Consider the following 19,424-nt stretch of genomic DNA (forward strand, 5'->3'; position numbering starts at 1 on the left):
CCTTGTTCGCTCTGGTTCGGCGGCCCGCGCCGCGCACCGTGATGGCGCGGTGACGCACCATGGCGTGGCATGGCGGCATCATGACTGCAGCCACTCGGCCAGGCTGATGATCTCCTGCGCCACGTCCGCCAGTTTCTTCTGCTGTTTCATGGCGCGTTCGCGCAGCTGCTTGTAGGCGCTGGCTTCGTCCAGGCCCTTCATCTGCATCAGCAGGCCCTTGGCTTTTTCGATGAGTTTGCGCTCCGCCAGCTGGCGCTGGGCGTCGGCCAGCTCGGCACGGCGCGTCTGTTCGATATGGTTGCGTTCGATGGCCACTTCCAGCACGGTCTGGATGCGGCTGCTTTCCACCTGCCCCACCACATAGGCGGCCACGCCGGCCTGCAAGGCGGCGCGCATGGTTTCGCGGCTGTCGTCGCCGGTGAACATCACCACCGGCTGGCCATGGCTGGCGCCCATCACGCACACCTGTTCCAGCATGTCGCGCGCGGGCGCATCGCTGTCGATCAGCACCACGTCCGGCCGGGCGGCGGCCAGCACGTCCGCCAGCTGCGGGGTGGCCTCCACCTCCGCCACCACGCGCACGCCGGCCGCGGCCAGCGCCTCCCGCAACGCTGTCACCCTGCCTGATCCGTCATTGACCAACATCACCGTCAGCACCGCCGTGATCCTTGTCTGCCTGTAGTCATGCTTCAGCAGCAGCAAGCGGCATGCCAACAAGGCGCCGGCATGCGCCGCCGGCTAGTCTGGTCACCGCCGACCGTCGAAAACGGCAAAGCCCTTGCGCGCTGCGCAAGGGCTTTGTCAGTACGCCGGGTGGCATGTCGCCTGGAACCCGGTTCGTTGGCTTATGGCTCAGGCCGCCTGGATCACACGATTGCGCCCCTGCCGTTTTGCCTGGTACAGCGCTTCGTCGGCGCGGCGCAGCCAGTGTTCGGCATCGCTGTCATCGCGCTGCGCCATCGCCACGCCTATGCTCACCGTCACCCGCAGCGACGGGTCGTGCTCGCCGTCGATGATGGCCTGCTCCACCCGCTGGCGTATCCGCTCCGCCACTTCCAGCGCGGTACTCAGCTCGCAGCGGCGCAGCAGCAGCACGAATTCCTCGCCGCCGAAGCGCCCGGCCAGGTCGCTGCTGCGTACCTCGTGCCGCAGCAGGGCCGCCACGGTGCGAATCGCCCGATCACCGGCCACGTGGCCGTAGTCGTCGTTGATGCGCTTGAACAGATCGATATCCAGCATCAGCAGCGCCGCCCGCTCGCCGCGCAAGCGGCTGTTGTGCCAGCAGTCGGCCAGCGCGCGGTTGGTACTCTGGCGGTTGGCAAGCCCGGTCAGGCCGTCAGTGCGCGCCTGCTCTGCCAGGTCTGCATTGGCCTGCCCCAGCTGTTCCAGCAGCGCAGTATTGGTACGGTGCCAGTGCAGGAACATCTGGTAGCCGAACATGCCCATGAACAGCGCAATGAAGGCGATCACCCAGAAGAACGCCCAGATCATGCCGGAGAGACGGTCGGCGGCATGACTGAGCTTGTCAATCTGGCCGCTGTGCAGCTGCGCCTGCACGCTTTCGGTACCCAGCCAGATGGTAGTGAAGGCGTAGATCAGCACACTGATGATCAGCACGCCCATCAGCCGCAGCACCAGCTTGCGCGACTCGGTGGGCTGCACCGACAACAGCTGCTGGTGACACTCCAGCCAGGCTTCCACCCGTGGCCAGGTCAGCGCCATTATCGGCACCACCAGGAAGATGTTCTGCAGGAAGTTGCCCAGCCACCAGCCCTGCCAGATGGCGAACAGCGCCACCTGGTCCACCTTATTGGTGTAACACCACACCAGCGCGGCGGAGGAGCTGAACATGCAGCCCACGAAGGCCATTTGCAGGAAGAACACCAGTGCGCGCCAGGAATACAGCGAACAGGGCATGGCGATGGCGCGGTAGCCCAGCACCATCACCCCCAGCCCCACCGGGTTGCCGCAGGCGAACAGCAGCGCCCAGTACCAGGGCATGCCGGCGTACAGCGCCAGGCTCAGGGTGGAAAGATAGGCCGGCAGCGCGCCCCAGAACCAGCCGAAGCACAGTGCCCACCAGGTACAGATCAGTATCGGGGGGTAGATGGAGATATACAGTTCCACGCCGCCGTAGCTCAGCGGCAGCCCGGACCAGGCGTGGATGACCGAGGCTAGCCCCAGCCCGACGCTGAGCGAGGTGCAGACCAGCCAGGCCAGCAGAAAGGTGCTCTGCTGCAGCCTGGTGCCGTTGCGCCAGAGGCGCCGAAAGCTGACGCTGTGGTAGGCATCAGCCATTTCCGGCACTACAGGCAACGACAGGTCTTCAGACAACGTCATTTCTCGGCTTCCGCATGGTAGGCGTATGCTGGCGCTCTCTCCGCCATGCAAATGGCACTTGATAGAATCACCATATCAGTAAAGCTTGGTGCTTGTAAGATAAAACTGCATTTGCTTAAAGAAAAACCTATTGTCATTAAGCACGCTTCCGCCACCGGCAGAAAGGCATCCCGATGAATGCATTGCAACGCTGTGGCTGGTGCAACGACGACCCGCTGTACATCGCCTACCACGACCTGGAGTGGGGCCGCCCGGTGCACAACGATGACAAGCTGTTTGAAATGCTGGTGCTGGAAGGCGCCCAGGCCGGGCTGTCGTGGATCACCATCCTGAAAAAGCGCGACAACTACCGCCGGCTGTTTCACGGTTTCGAGCCGGCCAGGGTTGCCGCCATGACCGGGGACGACGTGGAGCGGCTGCTGCAGGATGCCGGCATCGTGCGCAACCGGCTGAAGGTGAACAGCGCCATCCGCAATGCCCGCGTGTTCCTGGCCATGCAGCAGCAGTACGGCAGCTTTGCCAGCTGGCTGTGGCAGCATGTCGATGGCCAGCCGGTGGTCAACCACTGGGCCAGCCTGGCCGAGTGCCCGGCCAGCACGCCGCTGTCGGACCGCATCAGCAAGGCGCTGAAAAAACACGGCATGAATTTCGTCGGCAGCACGGTGATCTACGCCTTCCTGCAGGCCACCGGGGTAGTGAACGACCACCTCACCAACTGCCCCTGCCACCCGCGCCATCAACAGGACTGAGCCGCCATGCATCGCAAACAGCTACCCGCCCTGCGCGTACTGGCTGCCAGCCGCAACCTGTGCCTGCCGGAAGTCGGCCCCGAGGCTGCCCTGCTCTGCCCGCAGCTGGAAACGGCCGCACGGCAACTGGGCCTGCAGCCAGACGGGCCGTGGATCTTCGTGCACCACGACTTGCCGCACGACGCCAGCAGCCTGCACCGGGTGGATTTCTGCCTGCCGGTCAGCGGCGAGGCAGCGGGCGACGGGCCGTTCGCCCTGCTTGCCCTGCCGCCGCTGCACTGCGCCAGCCACGACTACCACGGCCCGCTGCACGGGCTGTTCAGCCATGGCTATGCACCGCTGCTGGCCGCCATTGCCGCTGCCGGCGCCATGCCGGGGCAGCAGTGCCGCGAGGTCTACCACCGCTGGCTGGGGCCGGAAGACAGCGGCAACCACGTCGAGCTGCAGTTCGCGCTGGCCTGAAGCAGCGGCCTCAGGCCAGTTCCAGCAGGTGCACTTCCAGCGCGGCGTTGTCGTCGGCCACTTCCTGGCCGAACTCCATGATGGTGTCGTCGTCCGGGTCGCTGTACCAGTTCACCGTGACATAGTTGCCGGCCACTGCGGCGCCGTTCAGGCGCTCGAAGATGGCCAGGATCGCCTTGGTGCTGGCGCTGTTGAAATAGGCCAGCTGCACGTCAAAGGTGATCTGGGTCTGGCTCAGCGCGGCCAGGTAGCCATGCAGCGCGTTCATCAGCGGCTCGAAGAACACCGCGGCGTTTTCCGGGTAGCACTCACCCTTCAGCGACAAGCGGTGGCTGGCAAAGTCGAAGTTCACTTCCGGGCTGAAACTGGTGGCGGCAAGATGGATGTTTTGCATGATTCAGATTGTGGCTTTCAGATAGAACAGAGTGGTCGGGCTGTCCGGGCCGTGCTCGTCGGCGAAGTCGAACTCCACCGGGCCGCTGGCATCGCGCGCCACCGTCAGGAACCCCAGGCCGGCGCCCTTGCTTTCAGCGTCGTTCTCGGCGCGCAGCTTCTGCTTGTACAGCTGCTTGATGTCGTCATTGCTCATGCCCAAGAGCGGCGCCAGCTTGTCGCGGATGCGGCCAACCTGGTTGCGGTCCACCGGATTGGCGCACACCACGTAGAACTGCCCCTGGTGCTCGCCCACCCACAGCGCGCCACGGCGGATTTCCTGGTCGTCGCTGTCGATGGCGGTAAGGTGCTCGGCGGAGTAATGCACCACGTTCTGCGCCATCTCGATGAATACCGAGAACAGCTTGCGGCGCTGCACATTGCTGGCGTCGGTCTGGTTCAGGCGCAGGCGCAGCGCGTCGGCCATGGCGGTGACGATGGCCTGCGAAAAGTAGCCGGTGTAGTAGAAGACCACGCTCTCGTCGCGGGCCAGGTTCTGGAAACGGTGAAAAGCGTCCAGGCTCATGCGTGCTGCTCCATGAAATGCATGCCAAACAGGCTGACGTCGTCGCGGCGGCTGTTTTCGCCCTGCCAGTGGTGGAAGGCGTCCAGCAGTGCCTGGCGCTGTGCCGCCATCGGCTTGTGGGCGTGTTTGAGAATCTGTTCCTTGAAGCGCTTCTTGCCAAAGCAGATGCGCTTGGGGCCGCCGATCTGGTCGATGATGCCGTCGGTGCTGATGTACAGCCGGCTGCCCGGCTTCAGCTTGACGCGGTGGTTGTCCCACTCGTAGTCCAGCGGCGTGGACACATAGCCCACCCCCTTCTTGTTGCCGTCGACCACCACCACCTCGTCGCTCCCCTTGGGCAGTACGAAGATCGGCGTCTTGGCGCCGGCAAAGGTCAGCGAATGGCTGGCGTTGTCGTACCAGCAGAACGCGCAGTCCATGCCGTCGTCGGAGCGCACCTCGACGTTTTCCTCCACCTGGCGCTCGTCGTCGGACAGCTGGCCCAGCGACTCCTTCACCAGGCGGTTGATGGCGGACAGCAGCGCTGCCGGGTTGTGCAGGTCGTAGGTGCTCAATACCTGCTTCAGCGCCGAGGCCATGATCAGCGTCATGAAGGCGCCGGGCACGCCGTGGCCGGTGCAGTCGATTACCGCCACGAAAAAGCCGTCGTCGCGCTTCACGAAGTAGTAGTAGTCGCCGCCCACCACGTCGCGCGGCTCCCACACCATGAAGTAATCATCCAGCCGGGCCGCCATGTCGCGGCGCGAGCTTTGCAGGAAGGACTGCTGGATCACCGAGGCGTAGTTGATGCTGTCCATCATCTGGCGATGCTTCTGCGCCTGCTGGTCGGCCAGCGCCTGCACCAGCGACACCCCCAGACCCAGGCCGGCGTAGGCACCGTCCACGGTGAGGATGAAGCCGTCGGACAGCACCTTGTCGCCGCGCGACAGCGCCAGGTAGGACAGCTCGGTCAGCGGCAGGTGGTAATCCACCACCAGCGGGTTGGCATCCATGAACGCGGTACACGGCTTGCGGCCGAAGATTTCGCGATGGAACGGCCGCGCCAGCATGCTCATGAAGTGGTTGCGGTTGATGATGCCCAGCGGCGCGCCATCGCGCACCACCGGCAGGTTGGACAAGTCCGGCTGGGCGGTGAACAGCTCCAGCACCTGGTAGTTGCTGCTTTCCGGGGTCACTACCGGCGGGCTTTGCAGCAGATGGCCGGCTACCTGGGTTACCGCGGACAGCGCAGCGCGATCGCTATGCATGATGGATTCCTGCGTCAACGAAACAATGGCGCGCAGTGTAGGCAGCCGGCATTACCGTACCGTGACGTTAATTTGAATGCACTGTTAAACAGAATCCAAAGAATCAAACGTCATTGTTCAATATTAATGATAAGTACCAGGGGAATTTGCCACCACGCAGCCGGGGCAAGCACCGTGGCGGCAGCAGAATCCACCACCAGCAAATGCGCATGCCGCAGCGTTTTCAACGCGCTGGCAGCCCAGACACAGCTGACTGCGAACAGATGCCTATAATATGGTCACGTCATAGCCAACCCGGAGCCCGCCCATGCGCCGCCTGTTCCTGTCTGCCGCCCTGCTGCTGGCGCTGCCCGCCGCCCATGCGGCCAACTGTGACGGCCTGCCCGCCCTCGCCGCCCCTGTTGTGCGCGGGCTGTGTGCCGGCATCGTCGCCGACGGCCTGAGCCAGCCGCGCGGCATTGCCCTGCTGGCCGACGGCGGCGTGCTGTTTACCGAGCTGGGGCGCTGGGATGGTGCCAGCGGCCGCCTGCTGCTGCTGCGCCGCCAGGGTGACCAGTGGCAAAAACAGGTGCTGCTCAAGGGCCTGGACCGCCCGCACGGCGTCACCCAGCTGCCGGACGGCAGCATCCTGCTGGGCGAGGTTGGCCGCATCAGCCGCTTTACCCTGGACAAGCCGGAGCAACGCCAGCAGCTGGCCACCCTGCCCATTCGCCAGCGCCACCCGCTGAGCACCTTCACCCTGGCCGGCGACACGCTGTACGTGAACGTGGGCAGCAGCAGCAATAACTGCGAGCAGGCCAGCGCCGCCGAGCGCCAGGCCGGGCACTGCCCGGAGGCGGAAGGCGACGAGGCCGCCGGCGTGGTGCGCCGCTACCGCTGGGATGGCAGCGCGCTGCAATACCAGGGCATCTTCGCCCGCGGCCTGCGCAACAGCATGGCCATCGCCGTACACCCGTCCGGCAGCGTGCTGCAGGTGGAAAACAGCCGCGATGCCATCCACCTGCCGCTGGGCCTGCCCAACGACAACGAACTGCCGCACGACGAGCTGAACCTGCTGCAGGCCGGCCAGCACTACGGCTGGCCCTACTGCTACGACAACGCGGTGGCGGCGCCGGAATTCCCCGGCTACGACTGCCGCAGCACACGCAAACCGCTGCGCCTGCTGCCGGCGCATGCCGCACCGCTGGGCATGAGCTGGTGGAGCGGCAGCCAGGCGCCGGCGGCGTGGCGCAACTGGCTGGTGATCGGCTACCACGGCTACCGCCAGCATGGTCAGCGCATCGTCGCCTTCCCCACCGACGCGCGCGGCCTGCCGCGCGGGCCGAGCGTCACCCTGCTCGGCCCGTGGCGCGGCCAGCACGGCCCGGCCGGGCCGGTGGAGATCAAGTCGGCGGCCGACGGCAGCCTGTGGTTCAGCGACGACCGCAACGGCCAGTTGATCCGCCTGGTAGCCAAACCCGCCAGCTAGCCCCCCGCAAACCTTTCCCCGACAACGTTTCACCTACCCTGGAGCACCACATGATCGACCACACCGGCATCATCGTCAGCGACTTTGCCCGCAGCAAAGCCTTCTACCTGGCCGCGCTCGCGCCTATCGGCTACCAGCTGCTGCTGGAGTTCAGCGCCGCCATTACCGGCCACACCGACGTGGCCGGCTTCGGCGAGGCACCCAAGCCGGACTTCTGGCTCAGCCGCGGCACGCCGAACCAGCCGCCGCTGCACGTGGCCTTCCGGGCAAGCAACCGTCAGCAGGTGGATGCCTTCCACGCCGCCGCGCTGGCCGCCGGCGGCCGCGACAATGGCGCCCCGGGGCTGCGCCCGCACTATCACCCGCACTACTACGGTGCCTTCGTGCTGGACCCGGACGGACACAATATCGAGGTGGTGTGCCACGAAGCTGTCTGAGTACCATCCAGCAACTTGCGGCCAACTCTGCCACCCTTGATGCGCCAAGGTTGGCCGCAAGGCGCCGGGCTGCTACACTCCGGCGCCTTGAATCATCAGCAAAGCCAAGTCATTGTGAGCAAAGCCAAATTCGCCAGCCTTAACCTGCCCGCCCCGATGCTGGCCAACCTCGACAGCCTCGGCTACCACAGCATGACGGCGATCCAGTCCGCCAGCCTGCCTTCCATCCTGGACAACCGCGACGTGATCGCCCAGGCCAAGACCGGCAGCGGCAAGACGGCGGCGTTCGGCCTGGGCCTGCTCACCAGCCTCAACCCGCGCTGGTTCGGCATCCAGTCCCTGGTGCTGTGCCCCACGCGCGAGCTGGCCGACCAGGTGGCGCAGGAAATCCGCCGCCTGGCGCGCTGCATCGACAATATCAAGGTAATCACCCTGTGCGGCGGTACGCCGATGGCGCCGCAACGCGCCTCGCTGGAGCACGGCGCGCACATCGTGGTGGGTACGCCGGGCCGGCTGCAGGATCACCTGTCGCGCGGCACGCTCAACCTGTCCGGGGTGAAGACCCTGGTGCTGGACGAGGCCGACCGCATGGTGGACATGGGCTTCATCGAGGAGATCGTCGGCATCGTGCGCGCCTGCCCGCGCCAGCGCCAGACGCTGATGTTCAGCGCCACCTACCCGGACAATATCCGCAAGCTGGCCGAGCAGTTCATGAAACAGCCGCACATGGTGCAGGTGGAAGCGCTGCACGACGCGGGCCAGATCGAGCAATGGTGGTACGAGATCGACCCGGATCATCGCCTGGACGTGGTGGCGAGCATCCTGCAAAGCGTGCGCCCCGGCTCGGCGCTGGCGTTCTGCAACACCAAGCAGCGTTGCAAGGAGCTGGTGGAGGCGCTGCAGTTCGCCGGCTACTCGGCGCTGGCGCTGTACGGCGAGCTGGAGCAGCGCGACCGCGACCAGGTGCTGGCACGCTTCGCCAGCAAGAGCGCCACCGTGCTGGTGGCCACCGACGTGGCGGCACGCGGCCTGGACATCAAGGAGCTGGACCTGGTGATCAACGTGGACGTAGCGCACGACCCGGAAGTGCACATCCACCGCATCGGCCGTACCGGCCGCGGCGAAAAGCACGGCCTGGCACTGACCCTGGTCAGCCCCAGCGACGCCCGCCGCGCCTCGGCGATCGAGGAATACCAGAAGGCCGACCTGAACTGGGAGCGTTTGGAGGATCTCAAGGCAGCCCCGGGCGGCCCGCTGCTGCCGCCGATGGTGATGCTGGAGATTGCCGGCGGCAAGCGCGACAAGCTGCGCCCGGGCGACATTCTTGGCGCCTTCACCGGCGAAGGCGGCCTCACCGGCAGCCAGGTGGGCAAGATCACCGTGTTCGAGTTCAACACCTTCGTGGCGCTGGACCGCAACATCGCCGACAAGGCCTTCCCGCGCCTGGCCAACGGCAAGATCAAGGCCAAGCAGTACAAGATGCGGCTGCTGGACTAATGACCATCAAACTGGACAAGCGCGACCGCGAGCAGGCGCTGGACTCGCTGCAACGCTACTGTGCGGCCAACCTGGACGAAACGCCGGGGCGGCTGCAGTGCGAGGCGCTGCTGGATTTCCTGCTGGGCGAGATCGGCCCCAGCATCTACAACCGCGCGGTGCGCGACACCCAGCAGCGCCTGCTGCAGCGGGTGCAGGAAGTGGATGCCGAGGTGCACGAGGAAGAGTTCGGCTGGTGGCAGGCACAGCGCCGGCGCTGAGCTGCCGGTAGCAGCATCCCCCATCGAGGTTGGCCGCAAGGCCAGCCTCTTTTTGTTTGCGGCCGCCTTTTTCTTTGCCGCTGTCGCATTTCGTCTACGCTTTACTGGCAGCCTGCCCCGGTCATAACATCAAATTGCTTTACACTTAAATTATTTAAATCTAACGTACAGCGTACATCACCGCCTCGCCGTCATGTCACGGCAGGCAGTTCCACCCCAGCATTAGGGAGACACACCATGCGTATTGTCTGTATGGGCGGCGGCCCGGCCGGTCTGTATTTCGCCATCCTGATGAAGCGGCTCAACCCGCAGCACCACATCACCGTGGTGGAGCGCAACAAGCCGTTCGATACCTTCGGCTGGGGCGTGGTGTTCTCCGATGCCACCATGGAAGGCCTGCGCCAGTGGGACCCGCAATCGGCCGAGGCCATCCAGGTGGCGTTCAACCACTGGGACGACATCGAGCTGCGCATCCACGACGAAACCATCCTCAGCAGCGGCCACGGCTTTGTCGGCATCGGCCGCAAGAAACTGCTGAACATCCTGCAGGAGCGCTGCCTGGAGCTGGGCGTGGAACTGGTGTTCGAGCACGAGATCGAATCGGACGACGAATTCGCCGATGCCGACCTGATCATCGCCGCCGACGGCATTTCGTCGCGCACGCGGCAGAAGTACGAAAGCGTGTTCAAGCCGGACATCGTCAAGCGCCCCAACCGCTACATCTGGCTGGGCACCAACCAGCTGTTCGACGCCTTTACCTTCATCTGGGAACAGACCGAGCACGGCTGGTTCCAGGCGCACATCTACAAGTTCGACGAGAACACCACCACCTTCATCGTGGAATGCCCGGAAGACGTGTGGCTGGCGCACGGCCTGGACCAGGCCGACCAGCAGCAGTCCATCGACTTCTGCCAGCAGCTGTTCGCCCGCCACCTGGGCGGCCACCCGCTGATGACCAATGCCCGCCACCTGCGCGGCTCGGCCTGGCTCAACTTCCAGCGCGTGGTGTGCGAGCAATGGTGGCTGCAGAGCGACAACGGCGCGCACGTGGTACTGATGGGCGACGCGGTGCACACCGCGCACTTCGCCATCGGCTCCGGCACCAAGCTGGCACTGGAAGACGCCATCGAGCTTACCCGCCAGTTCCAGCTGCACGGCGACAGCCCGCAGCAGATCGGCCACGTGCTGCGCGAATACCAGGCGGCACGCAGCATCGAGACCCTGCGCCTGCAGAACGCCGCCTGGAACGCCATGGCCTGGTTCGAGGTATGCGGCCAACGTTACTGCGACCGCTTCGAACCGCAGCAATTCATGTACTCCATGCTCACCCGCTCGCAGCGCATCTCGCACGAAAACCTGCGCCTGCGCGACAAGGGCTGGCTGGAAGGCTACGAGCGCTGGTTCGCCGCGCAGGCCGGCGTGCCGGTGGCCGCCGACCAGGCTGCGCCGCCGCCGATGTTCACCCCGTTCACCGTGCGCGGCCTCACCCTGCCCAACCGGGTGGTGATGTCGCCGATGGCAATGTACTCGGCACAGGACGGCACCGTGGGCGACTTCCACCTGGTGCACTTCGGCTCGCGCGCCATGGGCGGTGCCGGCCTGCTGTACACCGAGATGACCTGCGTATCGCCGGAGGCGCGCATCACCCCGGGCTGCGCCGGCATGTACCGGCCGGAGCATGCCGCGGCATGGAAGCGCATCGTCGACTTCGTGCATGCCAGCAGCCCGGCCAAGATCGGCATCCAGCTGGGCCACGCCGGCCGCAAGGGCGCCACCCGCGTGGCGTGGGAAGGCATAGACCAGCCGCTGGAGCAAGACGCCTGGGAGCTGGTTTCCGCCAGCGCGCTGCCCTACCTGCCGCACAGCCAGCTGCCGCGTGCGGCCAACCGTGCCGACCTGGACAAGATCACCACCGATTTCGTCAACGCCACCCGGCTTGCCGCCGAGGCCGGCTTCGACATCCTGGAGCTGCACTGCGCGCACGGCTACCTGCTGTCGTCCTTCCTGTCGCCGCTGACCAACCGCCGCGACGACGAATACGGCGGCAGCCTGGAAAACCGCGCCCGCTTCCCGCTGGAAGTGTTCCGCGCCATCCGCGCGGTGTGGCCGCAGCACAAGCCGATCTCGGTGCGGCTGTCCTGCCATGACTGGTTCCCCGGCGGCAACACCCCGGACGACGCGCTAGCCATCGCCCGCCTGTTCAAGGAAGCCGGCGCCGACCTCATCGACTGCTCGTCCGGCCAGGTATGGAAGGAAGAAAAGCCGGTGTACGGCCGCATGTTCCAGACCCCGTTCGCCGACCAGATCCGCAACGAGGCCGGCATCCCCACCGTGGCGGTGGGCACCATCTTCGAGGCAGACCACGTCAACAGCATCATCGCCGCCGGCCGCGCCGACCTGTGCGCCATCGCCCGCCCGCACCTGGCCGACCCGGCCTGGACGCTGCACGAAGCGGCACGCATCGGCTACAAGGGCCTGGCCTGGCCGAAGCAGTACCAGTCCGGCCGCTGGCAGTACGAAACCAACCTTGGCCGCAGCTACCAGCAGCCCGCCAAGTAAGCGCCACCAGACAGGAACACCGGCATGAACAACAAACACTCCACCCTGCTAGACGGCCGCCATGCGCTGGTCACCGGTGCCGGCGGCGGCATCGGCCAGGCCATCGCCGTGGCGCTGGCCAGCCACGGCGCCCGCCTCACCCTGCTGGGCCGTGACGCGGCCAAGCTGGAGGCGGTGCGCCAGCAGCTGCCGGGCGACGGCCACGGCCAGGTACTGGCCGACATCACCAACCACCAGCAAGTGCAGCACGCCTTTGCCGAGGCGGCGCGCGCACGCGGCGATATCGACATCCTGATCAACAACGCCGGCGCCGCGCGTTCGGCGCCGTTCGGCAAGACCGACCCCGAGCTGTGGCAGCAGATGCTGGATACCAACCTCGGCGGCTGCTACCACGGCATCCACGCCGCGCTGCCGGCGATGCAGCGGCACGGCTGGGGCCGCATCGTCAACATCGCCAGCACCGCCGGGCTGACCGGCTACGCCTACGTGGCCGCCTACTGCGCCGCCAAGCACGGCGTGATCGGCCTCACCCGCGCGCTGGCACTGGAGCTGGCGCGCAGCGGCATCACCGTCAACGCCGTCTGCCCCGGCTATACCGATACCCCGCTGCTGCAGGCAGCCATCCACAACATCGTCGCCAAGACCGGGCGCAGCAGTGCCGAGGCCGAGGCCTCGCTGGCCGCCAGCAACCCGCAGGGGCGGTTGATCCAGCCGGAGGAAGTGGCCAATGCCGTGCTGTGGCTGTGCCTGCCCGGCGCCGAAGCCATCAACGGCCAGTCCATCGCCGTTGCCGGCGGTGAAGTGATGTAGCCCCATACCGAGGAAACCGCCATGGCCGAATTCTCCATGCAAGACCACAAGCAGCCGCTGCAGCACTACCAGGCGCGCCATTTCGCCTGGCAGTGCAGCGAGGATGGCCGCGTCGCCACCATCACCCTCAACCGCCCGGAGCGCAAGAACCCGCTCACCTTCGATTCCTACGCCGAGCTGCGCGACCTGTTCCAGCGCCTGGTGCATGCCTCCGACGTGCGGGTGGTGATCCTGCAGGGTGCCGGCGGCAACTTCTGCTCCGGCGGCGATGTGTTCGAGATCATCGAGCCGCTCACCCGCATGAGCATGCCGCAGCTGCTGGCGTTCACCCGCATGACCGGCGACCTGATCAAGGCCATGCGCCGTGCGCCGCAGCCGGTGATCTGCGCCATCGACGGCGTGTGCGCCGGCGCCGGCGCCATGCTGGCGCTGGCCGCCGACTTCCGCCTGGCCACGCCGGAGGCGCGCACCGCCTTCCTGTTCACCCGCGTCGGCCTGGCCGGCGCCGACATGGGCGCCTGCGGCCTGCTGCCGCGCATGATAGGCACCGGCCGCGCCACCGACCTGCTGATGACCGGCCGCGCCATGAGCGCCGAAGAAGGCCTGGCCTGGGGCTTTTTCAAGGAGCTGTACGCGCAGGATGCGCTGCAGGCCGGCGCCGAGGCACTGGCGCGCAGCCTGGCCGACGGCCCGTGGTTCGCCCACGGCATCACCAAGACCATGATCAACCAGGAATGGGCGATGGGCATCGAGGAGATGATCGAATCCGAGGCGCAGGCCCAGGCCATCTGCATGATGACCCAGGACTTCCACCGCGCGTTCGAGGCTTTCGCCGCCAAGCAGCGCCCCCGTTTCGAAGGCAACTGAGGACCGCGCCATGGATCGCAGCCATCTCGACCTGCCGTTTTTCGGCGAAGAACACCGCCAGCTGTCCGCGCAGCTGCTGCAATGGGCGCGCGAGCGCATGCCGGCCATCGACCACCACGATGTCGACCACAGCTGCCGCCAGCTGGTGCGTGCGCTGGGTGCCGCCGGCTTCCTGCGCTACTGCGTGCCCGGCGAGTACGGCGGCGCATTGCCGCAGCTGGATTCGCGCGCGCTGTGCATCGCCCGTGAAACCCTGGCCTATCATGACGGCCTCGCCGACTTCGCCTTTGCCATGCAGGGCCTGGGCAGCGGCGCCATCACCCTGGCCGGCACGGCGGAGCAGAAAAGCTACTGGCTGCCGCGCGTGGCCAGTGGCGACGCCATCGCCGCCTTTGCGCTGACCGAGCCGCTGGCCGGCTCCGACGTGGCTGCCATGCAGTGCGAGGCGCGGCTGGACGGCGAGCACTACCTGCTGAACGGCGAAAAGATCTGGATCTCCAATGGTGGCATCGCCGACTTCTACTGCGTGTTCGCCCGCACCGGCGAGGCGCCGGGCACGCGCGGCATCTCCGCCTTCATCGTCACGCCGGACATGCCGGGCTTCGACATCGTCGAGCGGCTGGAAGTGATGGCGCCGCACCCGCTGGCGCACCTGCGCTTCACCGATATGCGCGTGCCTGCGGCCAACCGTCTGGGGCCGTCCGGCGAAGGCTTCAAGCTGGCGATGCGCACGCTGGACATCTTCCGCGCCTCGGTGGCGGCGGCGGCGCAGGGTTTCGCCCGCCGCGCGCTGGACGAAGCGGTGAGCTACGCACGGCAGCGACCGATGTTCGGCCACACCCTGGCCGACCTGCAGCTGAGCCAGGCCAGCCTGGGCAGCATGGCTACCGATATCGATGCCGCCGCGCTGCTGACCTGGCGCGCCGCCTGGCAGCGCGACGTGCTGCAGCGCCCCACCACCCGCGAAGCGGCCATGGCCAAGATGACCGCCACCGAGAACGCCCAGCGCGTGATCGACGCCGCACTGCAGCTGCACGGCGGCCTGGGGGTGAAAAGCGGCGTCAAGGTGGAGTCGCTGTACCGCGAGATCCGCGCGCTGCGCATCTACGAAGGCGCCACCGAAGTGCAGAAGCTGATCGTTGGCCGCGAGCTGCTCAAGGCCGCCAGCGCGGGAGACAGCCAATGAGCGAACTGAGCCAGCTGCCGGACGGCGGCCGCTTCCGCCGCGAGGTGCGCGTGCAGTTCATGGACTGCGACCCGGCCGGCATCGTGTTCTTCCCGCAGTACTTCTGCATGCTCAACGGCGTGGTGGAGCAATGGTGGGAACAGCTGGGCCACCCGTGGAGCCAGCTGATCATGCAGCGGCGCATCGGCACCCCCACCGCCCACCTGGAAACCGACTTCCTGCGCCCGTCGCGCATGGGCGACATCCTGCAGTTCGAACTGGCGGTAAGCCACGTCGGCACCCGCTCGCTGCAGCTGCAGCACCTGATCAGCCACCAGGGCGAGCCGCGGCTGCGCATCCGCCAGCGCCTGGTCGCCACCTCGCTGGACACCCACCAATCGCAACCCTGGCCGGACGACGTGCGGCTGGCGCTGCTGAACTTCAAGGAAACCCCGTGATGCACAAGATCATTCAACCGGAAAACTGGCTGGCCCCGCGCGGCTACTCCAACGGCATCGAGGCACGCGGCAGGCAGATCTACGTCGGCGGCCAGATCGGCTGGAACGCGCAGTGCCAGTTCGACAGCGACGACCTGGTAGCGCAGATCCGCCAGGCACTGGACAACTGCGTGGCGGTGGTGGCCACCGCCGGCGGCGAGCCCGCCCATATCGTGCGCATGACCTGGTACCTGAAAGACAAGAAGGAATACGTTGCCCGGCTGAAGGAAATCGGCCGCGCCTACCGCGAGGTGATGGGCAGCCACTACCCGGTGATGAGCGCGGTGCAGGTGGCCGACCTGGTGGAAGACCGCGCGCAGGTGGAAATCGAAGTCACCGCCGTGATTCCGGACTGACGCCATGAACGCCGCCCCTTACCAGGCCGACCCCACGCTGCTGCTGCTCACGCCGCCAGCTGCCGGCGTGCTGGAAATCCAGCTCAATCGCCCCGAGGCGCGCAACGCACTGTCCACCCCGCTGCTGCAGGCGCTGGCCGCGCTGCTGGAGCAGGCCGCGGCCGACCCGGCAGTGAACTGCGTGCTGCTCAGCGGCGGCGAGCGCTTCTTCGCCGCCGGCTCCGACCTGGCGGAGATGGCCGCCAAGGACATGGTGGCAGTGCTGCTGGACGAGCGGCGCCAGCTGTTCGCCCGCATCGCCCGCTTTCCCAAGCCGCTGATCGGCGCGGTGTGCGGCTTTGCGCTGGGCGGCGGCTGCGAGCTGGCGATGCATGCCGACATCCTGATCGCCGGCGAATCCGCCCGCTTCGGCCAGCCGGAAATCAACCTCGGGCTGATGCCGGGCGCCGGCGGCACCCAGCGCCTGCTGCGCACGGTGGGCAAGTCGCTGACCATGAAAATGGTGCTCAGCGGCCTGCCCATCACCGCCGCCGAAGCGTTGGCCGCAGGGCTGGTGGCCGAAGTCTGCGCCGATGCCGACTGCCTGCCGCGCGCCCGCGAACTGGCCGCCACCATCGCCGGCAAGGCACCGCTGGCGCTGCGGCTGGCCAAGGAGGCCATCCTGCAGGCGGACGAAACCACGCTGAGCGCCGGCCTGGCGCTGGAGCGCGCCAGCTTCGTGCTGCTGGCCGGCAGCGAGGACCGCCACGAGGGCCTGGCCGCCTTCCAGGAAAAGCGGCCACCACACTGGCGCGGCCGTTAAGCGCCCCACCCCACAGACAACACAGGAGCCCAGCGATGAGCGCACTCCCACCTTCCCGCCTGGTTGCCGTCATCGGCGCCGGCGTGATGGGCAGCGGCATAGCCATGGTGGCTGCCGCCGCCGGCCACCCGGTGCGGCTGTACGACCTGCAGCCCGAGGCCGCCGCCAACGCCGTGGCCGGCATCCGCCGCCAGTTCGCCAAACTGGCGGCCAGGGGCAAGCTGAGCGAGCAGCAGGCCGAGGCTGCGGCCAACCTTGTCAGCCCGGCGGACGCGCTGGATGCGCTTTGCGAGGCCGGGCTGGTGATCGAGGCCATCGTGGAGCGGCTGGATGCCAAGCAGGCGCTGTTCCGCCAGCTGGAAGCCGTGGTGGCCGACGACTGCCTGTTCGCCAGCAACACCTCGTCCATTTCCATCACCGCCATTGCCGCCGCGCTGCAGCAGCCGGCGCGGCTGGCCGGCATGCACTTCTTCAACCCGGCGCCGCAGATGGCGCTGGTGGAAATCGTCAGCGGTCTGGCCAGCGCCCCGCACACGTTGCAGGCGCTGACCGCCACCGCGCAAGCCTGGGGCAAGACCACGGTGGCCGCCCGCTCCGCCCCCGGCTTCATCGTCAACCGCATCGCGCGGCCGTTCTACTCGGAAAGCCTGCGCCTGGCGCAGGACGGCATAGCCGACCATGCCACGCTGGATGCGCTGCTGCGCGAGGCCGGCGGCTTTCGCATGGGGCCGTTCGAGCTGATGGACCTGATCGGCCTGGACATCAACTTCGCCGTCAGCCAGTCGGTGTGGCAGGCCACCTTCCACGACCCGCGCTACACCCCCACCCTCACCCAGCAGGAAATGGTCAACGCCGGCTGGCTGGGTCGCAAGAGCGGGCGCGGCTTCTACCACTACGGCGACGGGGTTTCCCCACCCGTGGCGCAGAGCGAGCCGCCGCAACCCTGCCCGCTCCACATCACCGTGTTCGACGACAGCGTGGCCGGCCAGGCGCTGGCCGCGCGCCTGGCGCAAGCCGGGGTGAACTTCAGCCGCAGCCACGCCGGCGACGGCTGCATCGCCAGCGTGGCCGGCGCACGGCTCTACCCCAGCGACGGCCACTGCGCCAGCCGCCGCGCACTGGAGAGCGGCCAGCCCGAGCTGATACTGCTGGACCTGGCGCTGGACTACGCCCGGGCCACGCGGCTGGCAATCCAGGCCAGCGCCGGCACCTCCCCGGCGGCGCGCGATGCCGCCATCGGCCTGCTGCAGGCCGCCGGCCTGCAGGTGACGCTGCTGCCGGACGCGGCCGGGCTGCCGGTGCTGCGCACCGTGGCCATGCTGGTGAACGAGGCCACCGACCTGCTGGGCCAGGGCCACGCCAGCGCCCACGACATCGATACCGCCATGCGCCTGGGCGTCAACTACCCCTGCGGCCCGCTGGCCTGGGGCGAGCAGATCGGCTTCTCCACCGTGCGCACGGTGATCCGCCACTTGGCCGACAGCCACGGCGAGGATCGCTACCGGGTAGCGCCGCTGCTGGAGCGGCTGCATTTCGCCGAGCTGTGCGGCCAACCTGCCGCCGCGCTGTACCACCAGAGGGGAACCGCATGAAACACGCCTATATCTGTGACGCCGTCCGCACCCCGATAGGCCGCTACGGCGGCAGCCTGGCCGGCATCCGTACCGACGACCTGGCCGCGCTGCCGATCAAGGCGCTGCTGGCGCGCCACCCGCTGCTGGACTGGTCGGCGCTGGACGACGTGCTGCTGGGCTGCGCCAACCAGGCAGGCGAAGACAACCGCAACGTGGCGCGCATGGCGGCGCTGCTGGCCGGGCTGCCGGTCAGCGCCCCCGGCATGACCATCAACCGCCTGTGCGGCTCCGGCATGGACGCGGTAGCCAGCGCCGCCCGCGCCATCGCCTGCGGCGATGCCGAGCTGATGATCGCCGGCGGCGTGGAAAGCATGTCGCGTGCGCCATTCGTGCTGCCCAAGTCGGAGCAGCCCTTCGGCCGCAGCATGGAGATTCACGACACCACCATAGGCTGGCGCTTCATCAACCCGCTGCTGCAGCGCACCTTCGGCACCGACTCCATGCCGCAGACCGCCGACAACGTCGCCGCCGCCTGCGGCATAAGCCGCGAGGCGCAGGACGCCTTCGCCCTGCGCTCGCAGCAGCGCTGGCAGCGGGCACAGGTCGCCGGCGTGTTCCGCGACGAGATCGTGCCGGTCAGCGTGGCGGTATCGCGCAAGGAAAGCCGCCAGTTCGATACCGACGAGCACCCGCGCCCGGACACCACGCTGGACGGCCTGGCGCGCCTCAAGGGCATCAACGGGCCGGAACTGAGCGTGACCGCCGGCAATGCCTCCGGCGTCAACGACGGCGCCTGCGCGCTGCTGATCGCCTCCGGGGACGCTGTGCGCCGCCACGGGCTGACACCGCGCAGCCGCATCCTCGGCATGTGCAGCAGCGGCGTGGAGCCGCGGCTGATGGGCATGGGCCCGGTACCGGCCAGCCGCAAGCTGCTGGCGCGGCTGGGGCTGAGCCTGGACGACATGGACGTGATCGAACTGAACGAAGCCTTTGCCGCCCAGGCGCTGGCAGTGATGGCCGAGCTGGGGCTGGAGGCGGACGACACCCGCGTCAACCCCAACGGCGGCGCCATCGCCATGGGCCACCCGTTGGGCATGAGCGGCGCGCGCCTGCTGGCCACCGCCAGCTACGAGCTGCAACGCCGCCAGGGCCGCTATGCGCTGTGCAGCATGTGCATCGGCGTCGGCCAGGGCATCGCGGTGGTGCTGGAGCGCGTCTAGCGCCACGCCACGCTTGCGGCCAACCCTGCCCGGCACATTGCTTCAGTTATCAATATTTGAATTTTCAATTTTTCAGATTCGCAGATTTGTTGACAGTAAGCCGCCACTACAGCCAATGATGCTGCGCCGGGCAGACCCCGAGTCATGACCGAGCGG

General features: G+C 67.4%; 20 protein-coding genes. 15 read left to right on the forward strand and 5 right to left on the reverse strand.

Annotated elements, in window-relative coordinates:
* Nucleotides 1-78: 78 nt before the first annotated feature.
* Both PSELUDRAFT_RS17300 and PSELUDRAFT_RS17305 read right to left on the reverse strand, forming a co-directional pair.
* Complete coding sequence (locus PSELUDRAFT_RS17300) at nucleotides 79-645, reverse strand: ANTAR domain-containing response regulator (RefSeq protein WP_197693902.1); 567 nt, start codon at nucleotides 643-645, stop codon at nucleotides 79-81.
* A 207-nt stretch (nucleotides 646-852) separates the two neighbouring features.
* The gene (locus PSELUDRAFT_RS17305) at nucleotides 853-2,340 is read right to left on the reverse strand and encodes a diguanylate cyclase (protein ID WP_088968011.1); all 1,488 of its coding nucleotides are present in this window, start codon (nucleotides 2,338-2,340) and stop codon (nucleotides 853-855) included.
* A gap of 173 nt (nucleotides 2,341-2,513) precedes the next feature.
* Between PSELUDRAFT_RS17305 and PSELUDRAFT_RS17310 the strand changes: the two genes are divergently transcribed.
* Together PSELUDRAFT_RS17310 and PSELUDRAFT_RS17315 are read left to right on the forward strand one after the other, a co-directional pair.
* Nucleotides 2,514-3,089, forward strand: coding sequence for a DNA-3-methyladenine glycosylase I (locus PSELUDRAFT_RS17310; RefSeq protein ID WP_088968012.1), 576 nt, complete (start codon nucleotides 2,514-2,516; stop codon nucleotides 3,087-3,089).
* A gap of 6 nt (nucleotides 3,090-3,095) precedes the next feature.
* Nucleotides 3,096-3,551, forward strand: coding sequence for a GyrI-like domain-containing protein (locus tag PSELUDRAFT_RS17315; protein WP_088968013.1), 456 nt, complete (start codon nucleotides 3,096-3,098; stop codon nucleotides 3,549-3,551).
* 10 nt (nucleotides 3,552-3,561) lie between these two features.
* Here PSELUDRAFT_RS17315 and PSELUDRAFT_RS17320 read toward each other — a convergent pair whose 3' ends face one another.
* Genes PSELUDRAFT_RS17320 through PSELUDRAFT_RS17330 form a run of 3 tightly spaced genes read right to left on the reverse strand, consistent with a single transcriptional unit; the run spans nucleotide 3,562 to nucleotide 5,756 of the window.
* Complete coding sequence (locus tag PSELUDRAFT_RS17320; protein ID WP_088968014.1) at nucleotides 3,562-3,945, reverse strand: DUF1987 domain-containing protein; 384 nt, start codon at nucleotides 3,943-3,945, stop codon at nucleotides 3,562-3,564.
* A 3-nt stretch (nucleotides 3,946-3,948) separates the two neighbouring features.
* Nucleotides 3,949-4,509 (reverse strand): SiaB family protein kinase, encoded by a 561-nt coding sequence (locus PSELUDRAFT_RS17325; protein ID WP_088968015.1) that lies wholly within the window; start codon nucleotides 4,507-4,509, stop codon nucleotides 3,949-3,951.
* Nucleotides 4,506-5,756: a SpoIIE family protein phosphatase gene (locus PSELUDRAFT_RS17330; protein WP_088968016.1), complete on the reverse strand. Its 1,251-nt coding sequence runs from the start codon at nucleotides 5,754-5,756 to the stop codon at nucleotides 4,506-4,508. The genes PSELUDRAFT_RS17325 and PSELUDRAFT_RS17330 overlap by 4 nt, the downstream gene beginning before the upstream one ends.
* A 307-nt stretch (nucleotides 5,757-6,063) precedes the next feature.
* Between PSELUDRAFT_RS17330 and PSELUDRAFT_RS17335 the strand changes: the two genes are divergently transcribed.
* From PSELUDRAFT_RS17335 to pcaF, 13 genes are all read left to right on the forward strand, one after another.
* On the forward strand, nucleotides 6,064-7,224 hold the full coding sequence (locus PSELUDRAFT_RS17335; RefSeq protein ID WP_088968017.1) for a sorbosone dehydrogenase family protein: 1,161 nt from the start codon (nucleotides 6,064-6,066) through the stop codon (nucleotides 7,222-7,224).
* Nucleotides 7,225-7,274: 50 nt separating this feature from the next.
* The gene (locus tag PSELUDRAFT_RS17340) at nucleotides 7,275-7,661 is read left to right on the forward strand and encodes a VOC family protein (RefSeq protein ID WP_088968018.1); all 387 of its coding nucleotides are present in this window, start codon (nucleotides 7,275-7,277) and stop codon (nucleotides 7,659-7,661) included.
* Nucleotides 7,662-7,775: 114 nt separating this feature from the next.
* Entirely contained in the window at nucleotides 7,776-9,158 is a 1,383-nt protein-coding gene (gene dbpA, locus PSELUDRAFT_RS17345) for an ATP-dependent RNA helicase DbpA (RefSeq protein ID WP_088968558.1), read from the forward strand.
* Complete coding sequence (locus tag PSELUDRAFT_RS17350; protein ID WP_088968019.1) at nucleotides 9,158-9,418, forward strand: DUF2164 domain-containing protein; 261 nt, start codon at nucleotides 9,158-9,160, stop codon at nucleotides 9,416-9,418. Before dbpA ends, PSELUDRAFT_RS17350 begins: the two co-directional genes overlap by 1 nt.
* A 237-nt stretch (nucleotides 9,419-9,655) precedes the next feature.
* Complete coding sequence (locus tag PSELUDRAFT_RS17355) at nucleotides 9,656-11,977, forward strand: bifunctional salicylyl-CoA 5-hydroxylase/oxidoreductase (protein WP_088968020.1); 2,322 nt, start codon at nucleotides 9,656-9,658, stop codon at nucleotides 11,975-11,977.
* A 24-nt stretch (nucleotides 11,978-12,001) separates the two neighbouring features.
* Nucleotides 12,002-12,787, forward strand: a complete 786-nt coding sequence (locus tag PSELUDRAFT_RS17360; RefSeq protein WP_088968021.1) for an SDR family NAD(P)-dependent oxidoreductase — start codon at nucleotides 12,002-12,004, stop codon at nucleotides 12,785-12,787.
* Nucleotides 12,788-12,808: 21 nt separating this feature from the next.
* On the forward strand, nucleotides 12,809-13,654 hold the full coding sequence (locus tag PSELUDRAFT_RS17365) for an enoyl-CoA hydratase family protein (protein WP_088968022.1): 846 nt from the start codon (nucleotides 12,809-12,811) through the stop codon (nucleotides 13,652-13,654).
* A gap of 10 nt (nucleotides 13,655-13,664) precedes the next feature.
* A complete protein-coding gene (locus tag PSELUDRAFT_RS17370) occupies nucleotides 13,665-14,840 on the forward strand; it encodes an acyl-CoA dehydrogenase family protein (protein WP_088968023.1) in 1,176 nt (391 codons plus the stop codon).
* On the forward strand, nucleotides 14,837-15,277 hold the full coding sequence (locus tag PSELUDRAFT_RS17375) for a thioesterase family protein (RefSeq protein WP_088968024.1): 441 nt from the start codon (nucleotides 14,837-14,839) through the stop codon (nucleotides 15,275-15,277). Before PSELUDRAFT_RS17370 ends, PSELUDRAFT_RS17375 begins: the two co-directional genes overlap by 4 nt.
* Nucleotides 15,277-15,672, forward strand: coding sequence for a RidA family protein (locus PSELUDRAFT_RS17380; protein ID WP_088968025.1), 396 nt, complete (start codon nucleotides 15,277-15,279; stop codon nucleotides 15,670-15,672). Before PSELUDRAFT_RS17375 ends, PSELUDRAFT_RS17380 begins: the two co-directional genes overlap by 1 nt.
* Before the next feature lie 4 nt (nucleotides 15,673-15,676).
* Nucleotides 15,677-16,474, forward strand: coding sequence for an enoyl-CoA hydratase-related protein (locus PSELUDRAFT_RS17385; protein ID WP_088968026.1), 798 nt, complete (start codon nucleotides 15,677-15,679; stop codon nucleotides 16,472-16,474).
* A 35-nt stretch (nucleotides 16,475-16,509) separates the two neighbouring features.
* The gene (locus tag PSELUDRAFT_RS17390) at nucleotides 16,510-18,066 is read left to right on the forward strand and encodes a 3-hydroxyacyl-CoA dehydrogenase (protein WP_088968027.1); all 1,557 of its coding nucleotides are present in this window, start codon (nucleotides 16,510-16,512) and stop codon (nucleotides 18,064-18,066) included.
* Entirely contained in the window at nucleotides 18,063-19,268 is a 1,206-nt protein-coding gene (gene pcaF / locus PSELUDRAFT_RS17395; protein WP_088968028.1) for a 3-oxoadipyl-CoA thiolase, read from the forward strand. Before PSELUDRAFT_RS17390 ends, pcaF begins: the two co-directional genes overlap by 4 nt.
* Nucleotides 19,269-19,424: the final 156 nt, after the last annotated feature.

The organism is Vogesella sp. LIG4, assembly GCF_900090205.1.
Lineage (GTDB): Bacteria > Pseudomonadota > Gammaproteobacteria > Burkholderiales > Chromobacteriaceae > Vogesella.

Excerpts from the sequence above, each read along its gene's own strand:
- PSELUDRAFT_RS17325 (WP_088968015.1), bottom strand. The coding sequence starts at position 4,509 with ATGAGCCTGGACGCTTTTCACCGTTTCCAGAACCTGGCCCGCGACGAG.
- PSELUDRAFT_RS17385 (WP_088968026.1), top strand. The coding sequence starts at position 15,677 with ATGAACGCCGCCCCTTACCAGGCCGACCCCACGCTGCTGCTGCTCACG.
- PSELUDRAFT_RS17375 (WP_088968024.1), top strand. The coding sequence starts at position 14,837 with ATGAGCGAACTGAGCCAGCTGCCGGACGGCGGCCGCTTCCGCCGCGAG.
- PSELUDRAFT_RS17320 (WP_088968014.1), bottom strand. The coding sequence starts at position 3,945 with ATGCAAAACATCCATCTTGCCGCCACCAGTTTCAGCCCGGAAGTGAAC.
- pcaF (WP_088968028.1), top strand. The coding sequence starts at position 18,063 with ATGAAACACGCCTATATCTGTGACGCCGTCCGCACCCCGATAGGCCGC.
- PSELUDRAFT_RS17350 (WP_088968019.1), top strand. The coding sequence starts at position 9,158 with ATGACCATCAAACTGGACAAGCGCGACCGCGAGCAGGCGCTGGACTCG.
- PSELUDRAFT_RS17365 (WP_088968022.1), top strand. The coding sequence starts at position 12,809 with ATGGCCGAATTCTCCATGCAAGACCACAAGCAGCCGCTGCAGCACTAC.
- PSELUDRAFT_RS17300 (WP_197693902.1), bottom strand. The coding sequence starts at position 645 with ATGTTGGTCAATGACGGATCAGGCAGGGTGACAGCGTTGCGGGAGGCG.
- PSELUDRAFT_RS17330 (WP_088968016.1), bottom strand. The coding sequence starts at position 5,756 with ATGCATAGCGATCGCGCTGCGCTGTCCGCGGTAACCCAGGTAGCCGGC.
- PSELUDRAFT_RS17335 (WP_088968017.1), top strand. The coding sequence starts at position 6,064 with ATGCGCCGCCTGTTCCTGTCTGCCGCCCTGCTGCTGGCGCTGCCCGCC.
- PSELUDRAFT_RS17380 (WP_088968025.1), top strand. The coding sequence starts at position 15,277 with ATGCACAAGATCATTCAACCGGAAAACTGGCTGGCCCCGCGCGGCTAC.
- PSELUDRAFT_RS17340 (WP_088968018.1), top strand. The coding sequence starts at position 7,275 with ATGATCGACCACACCGGCATCATCGTCAGCGACTTTGCCCGCAGCAAA.
- PSELUDRAFT_RS17370 (WP_088968023.1), top strand. The coding sequence starts at position 13,665 with ATGGATCGCAGCCATCTCGACCTGCCGTTTTTCGGCGAAGAACACCGC.
- PSELUDRAFT_RS17310 (WP_088968012.1), top strand. The coding sequence starts at position 2,514 with ATGAATGCATTGCAACGCTGTGGCTGGTGCAACGACGACCCGCTGTAC.
- PSELUDRAFT_RS17360 (WP_088968021.1), top strand. The coding sequence starts at position 12,002 with ATGAACAACAAACACTCCACCCTGCTAGACGGCCGCCATGCGCTGGTC.
- PSELUDRAFT_RS17315 (WP_088968013.1), top strand. The coding sequence starts at position 3,096 with ATGCATCGCAAACAGCTACCCGCCCTGCGCGTACTGGCTGCCAGCCGC.
- PSELUDRAFT_RS17305 (WP_088968011.1), bottom strand. The coding sequence starts at position 2,340 with ATGACGTTGTCTGAAGACCTGTCGTTGCCTGTAGTGCCGGAAATGGCT.
- PSELUDRAFT_RS17355 (WP_088968020.1), top strand. The coding sequence starts at position 9,656 with ATGCGTATTGTCTGTATGGGCGGCGGCCCGGCCGGTCTGTATTTCGCC.
- PSELUDRAFT_RS17390 (WP_088968027.1), top strand. The coding sequence starts at position 16,510 with ATGAGCGCACTCCCACCTTCCCGCCTGGTTGCCGTCATCGGCGCCGGC.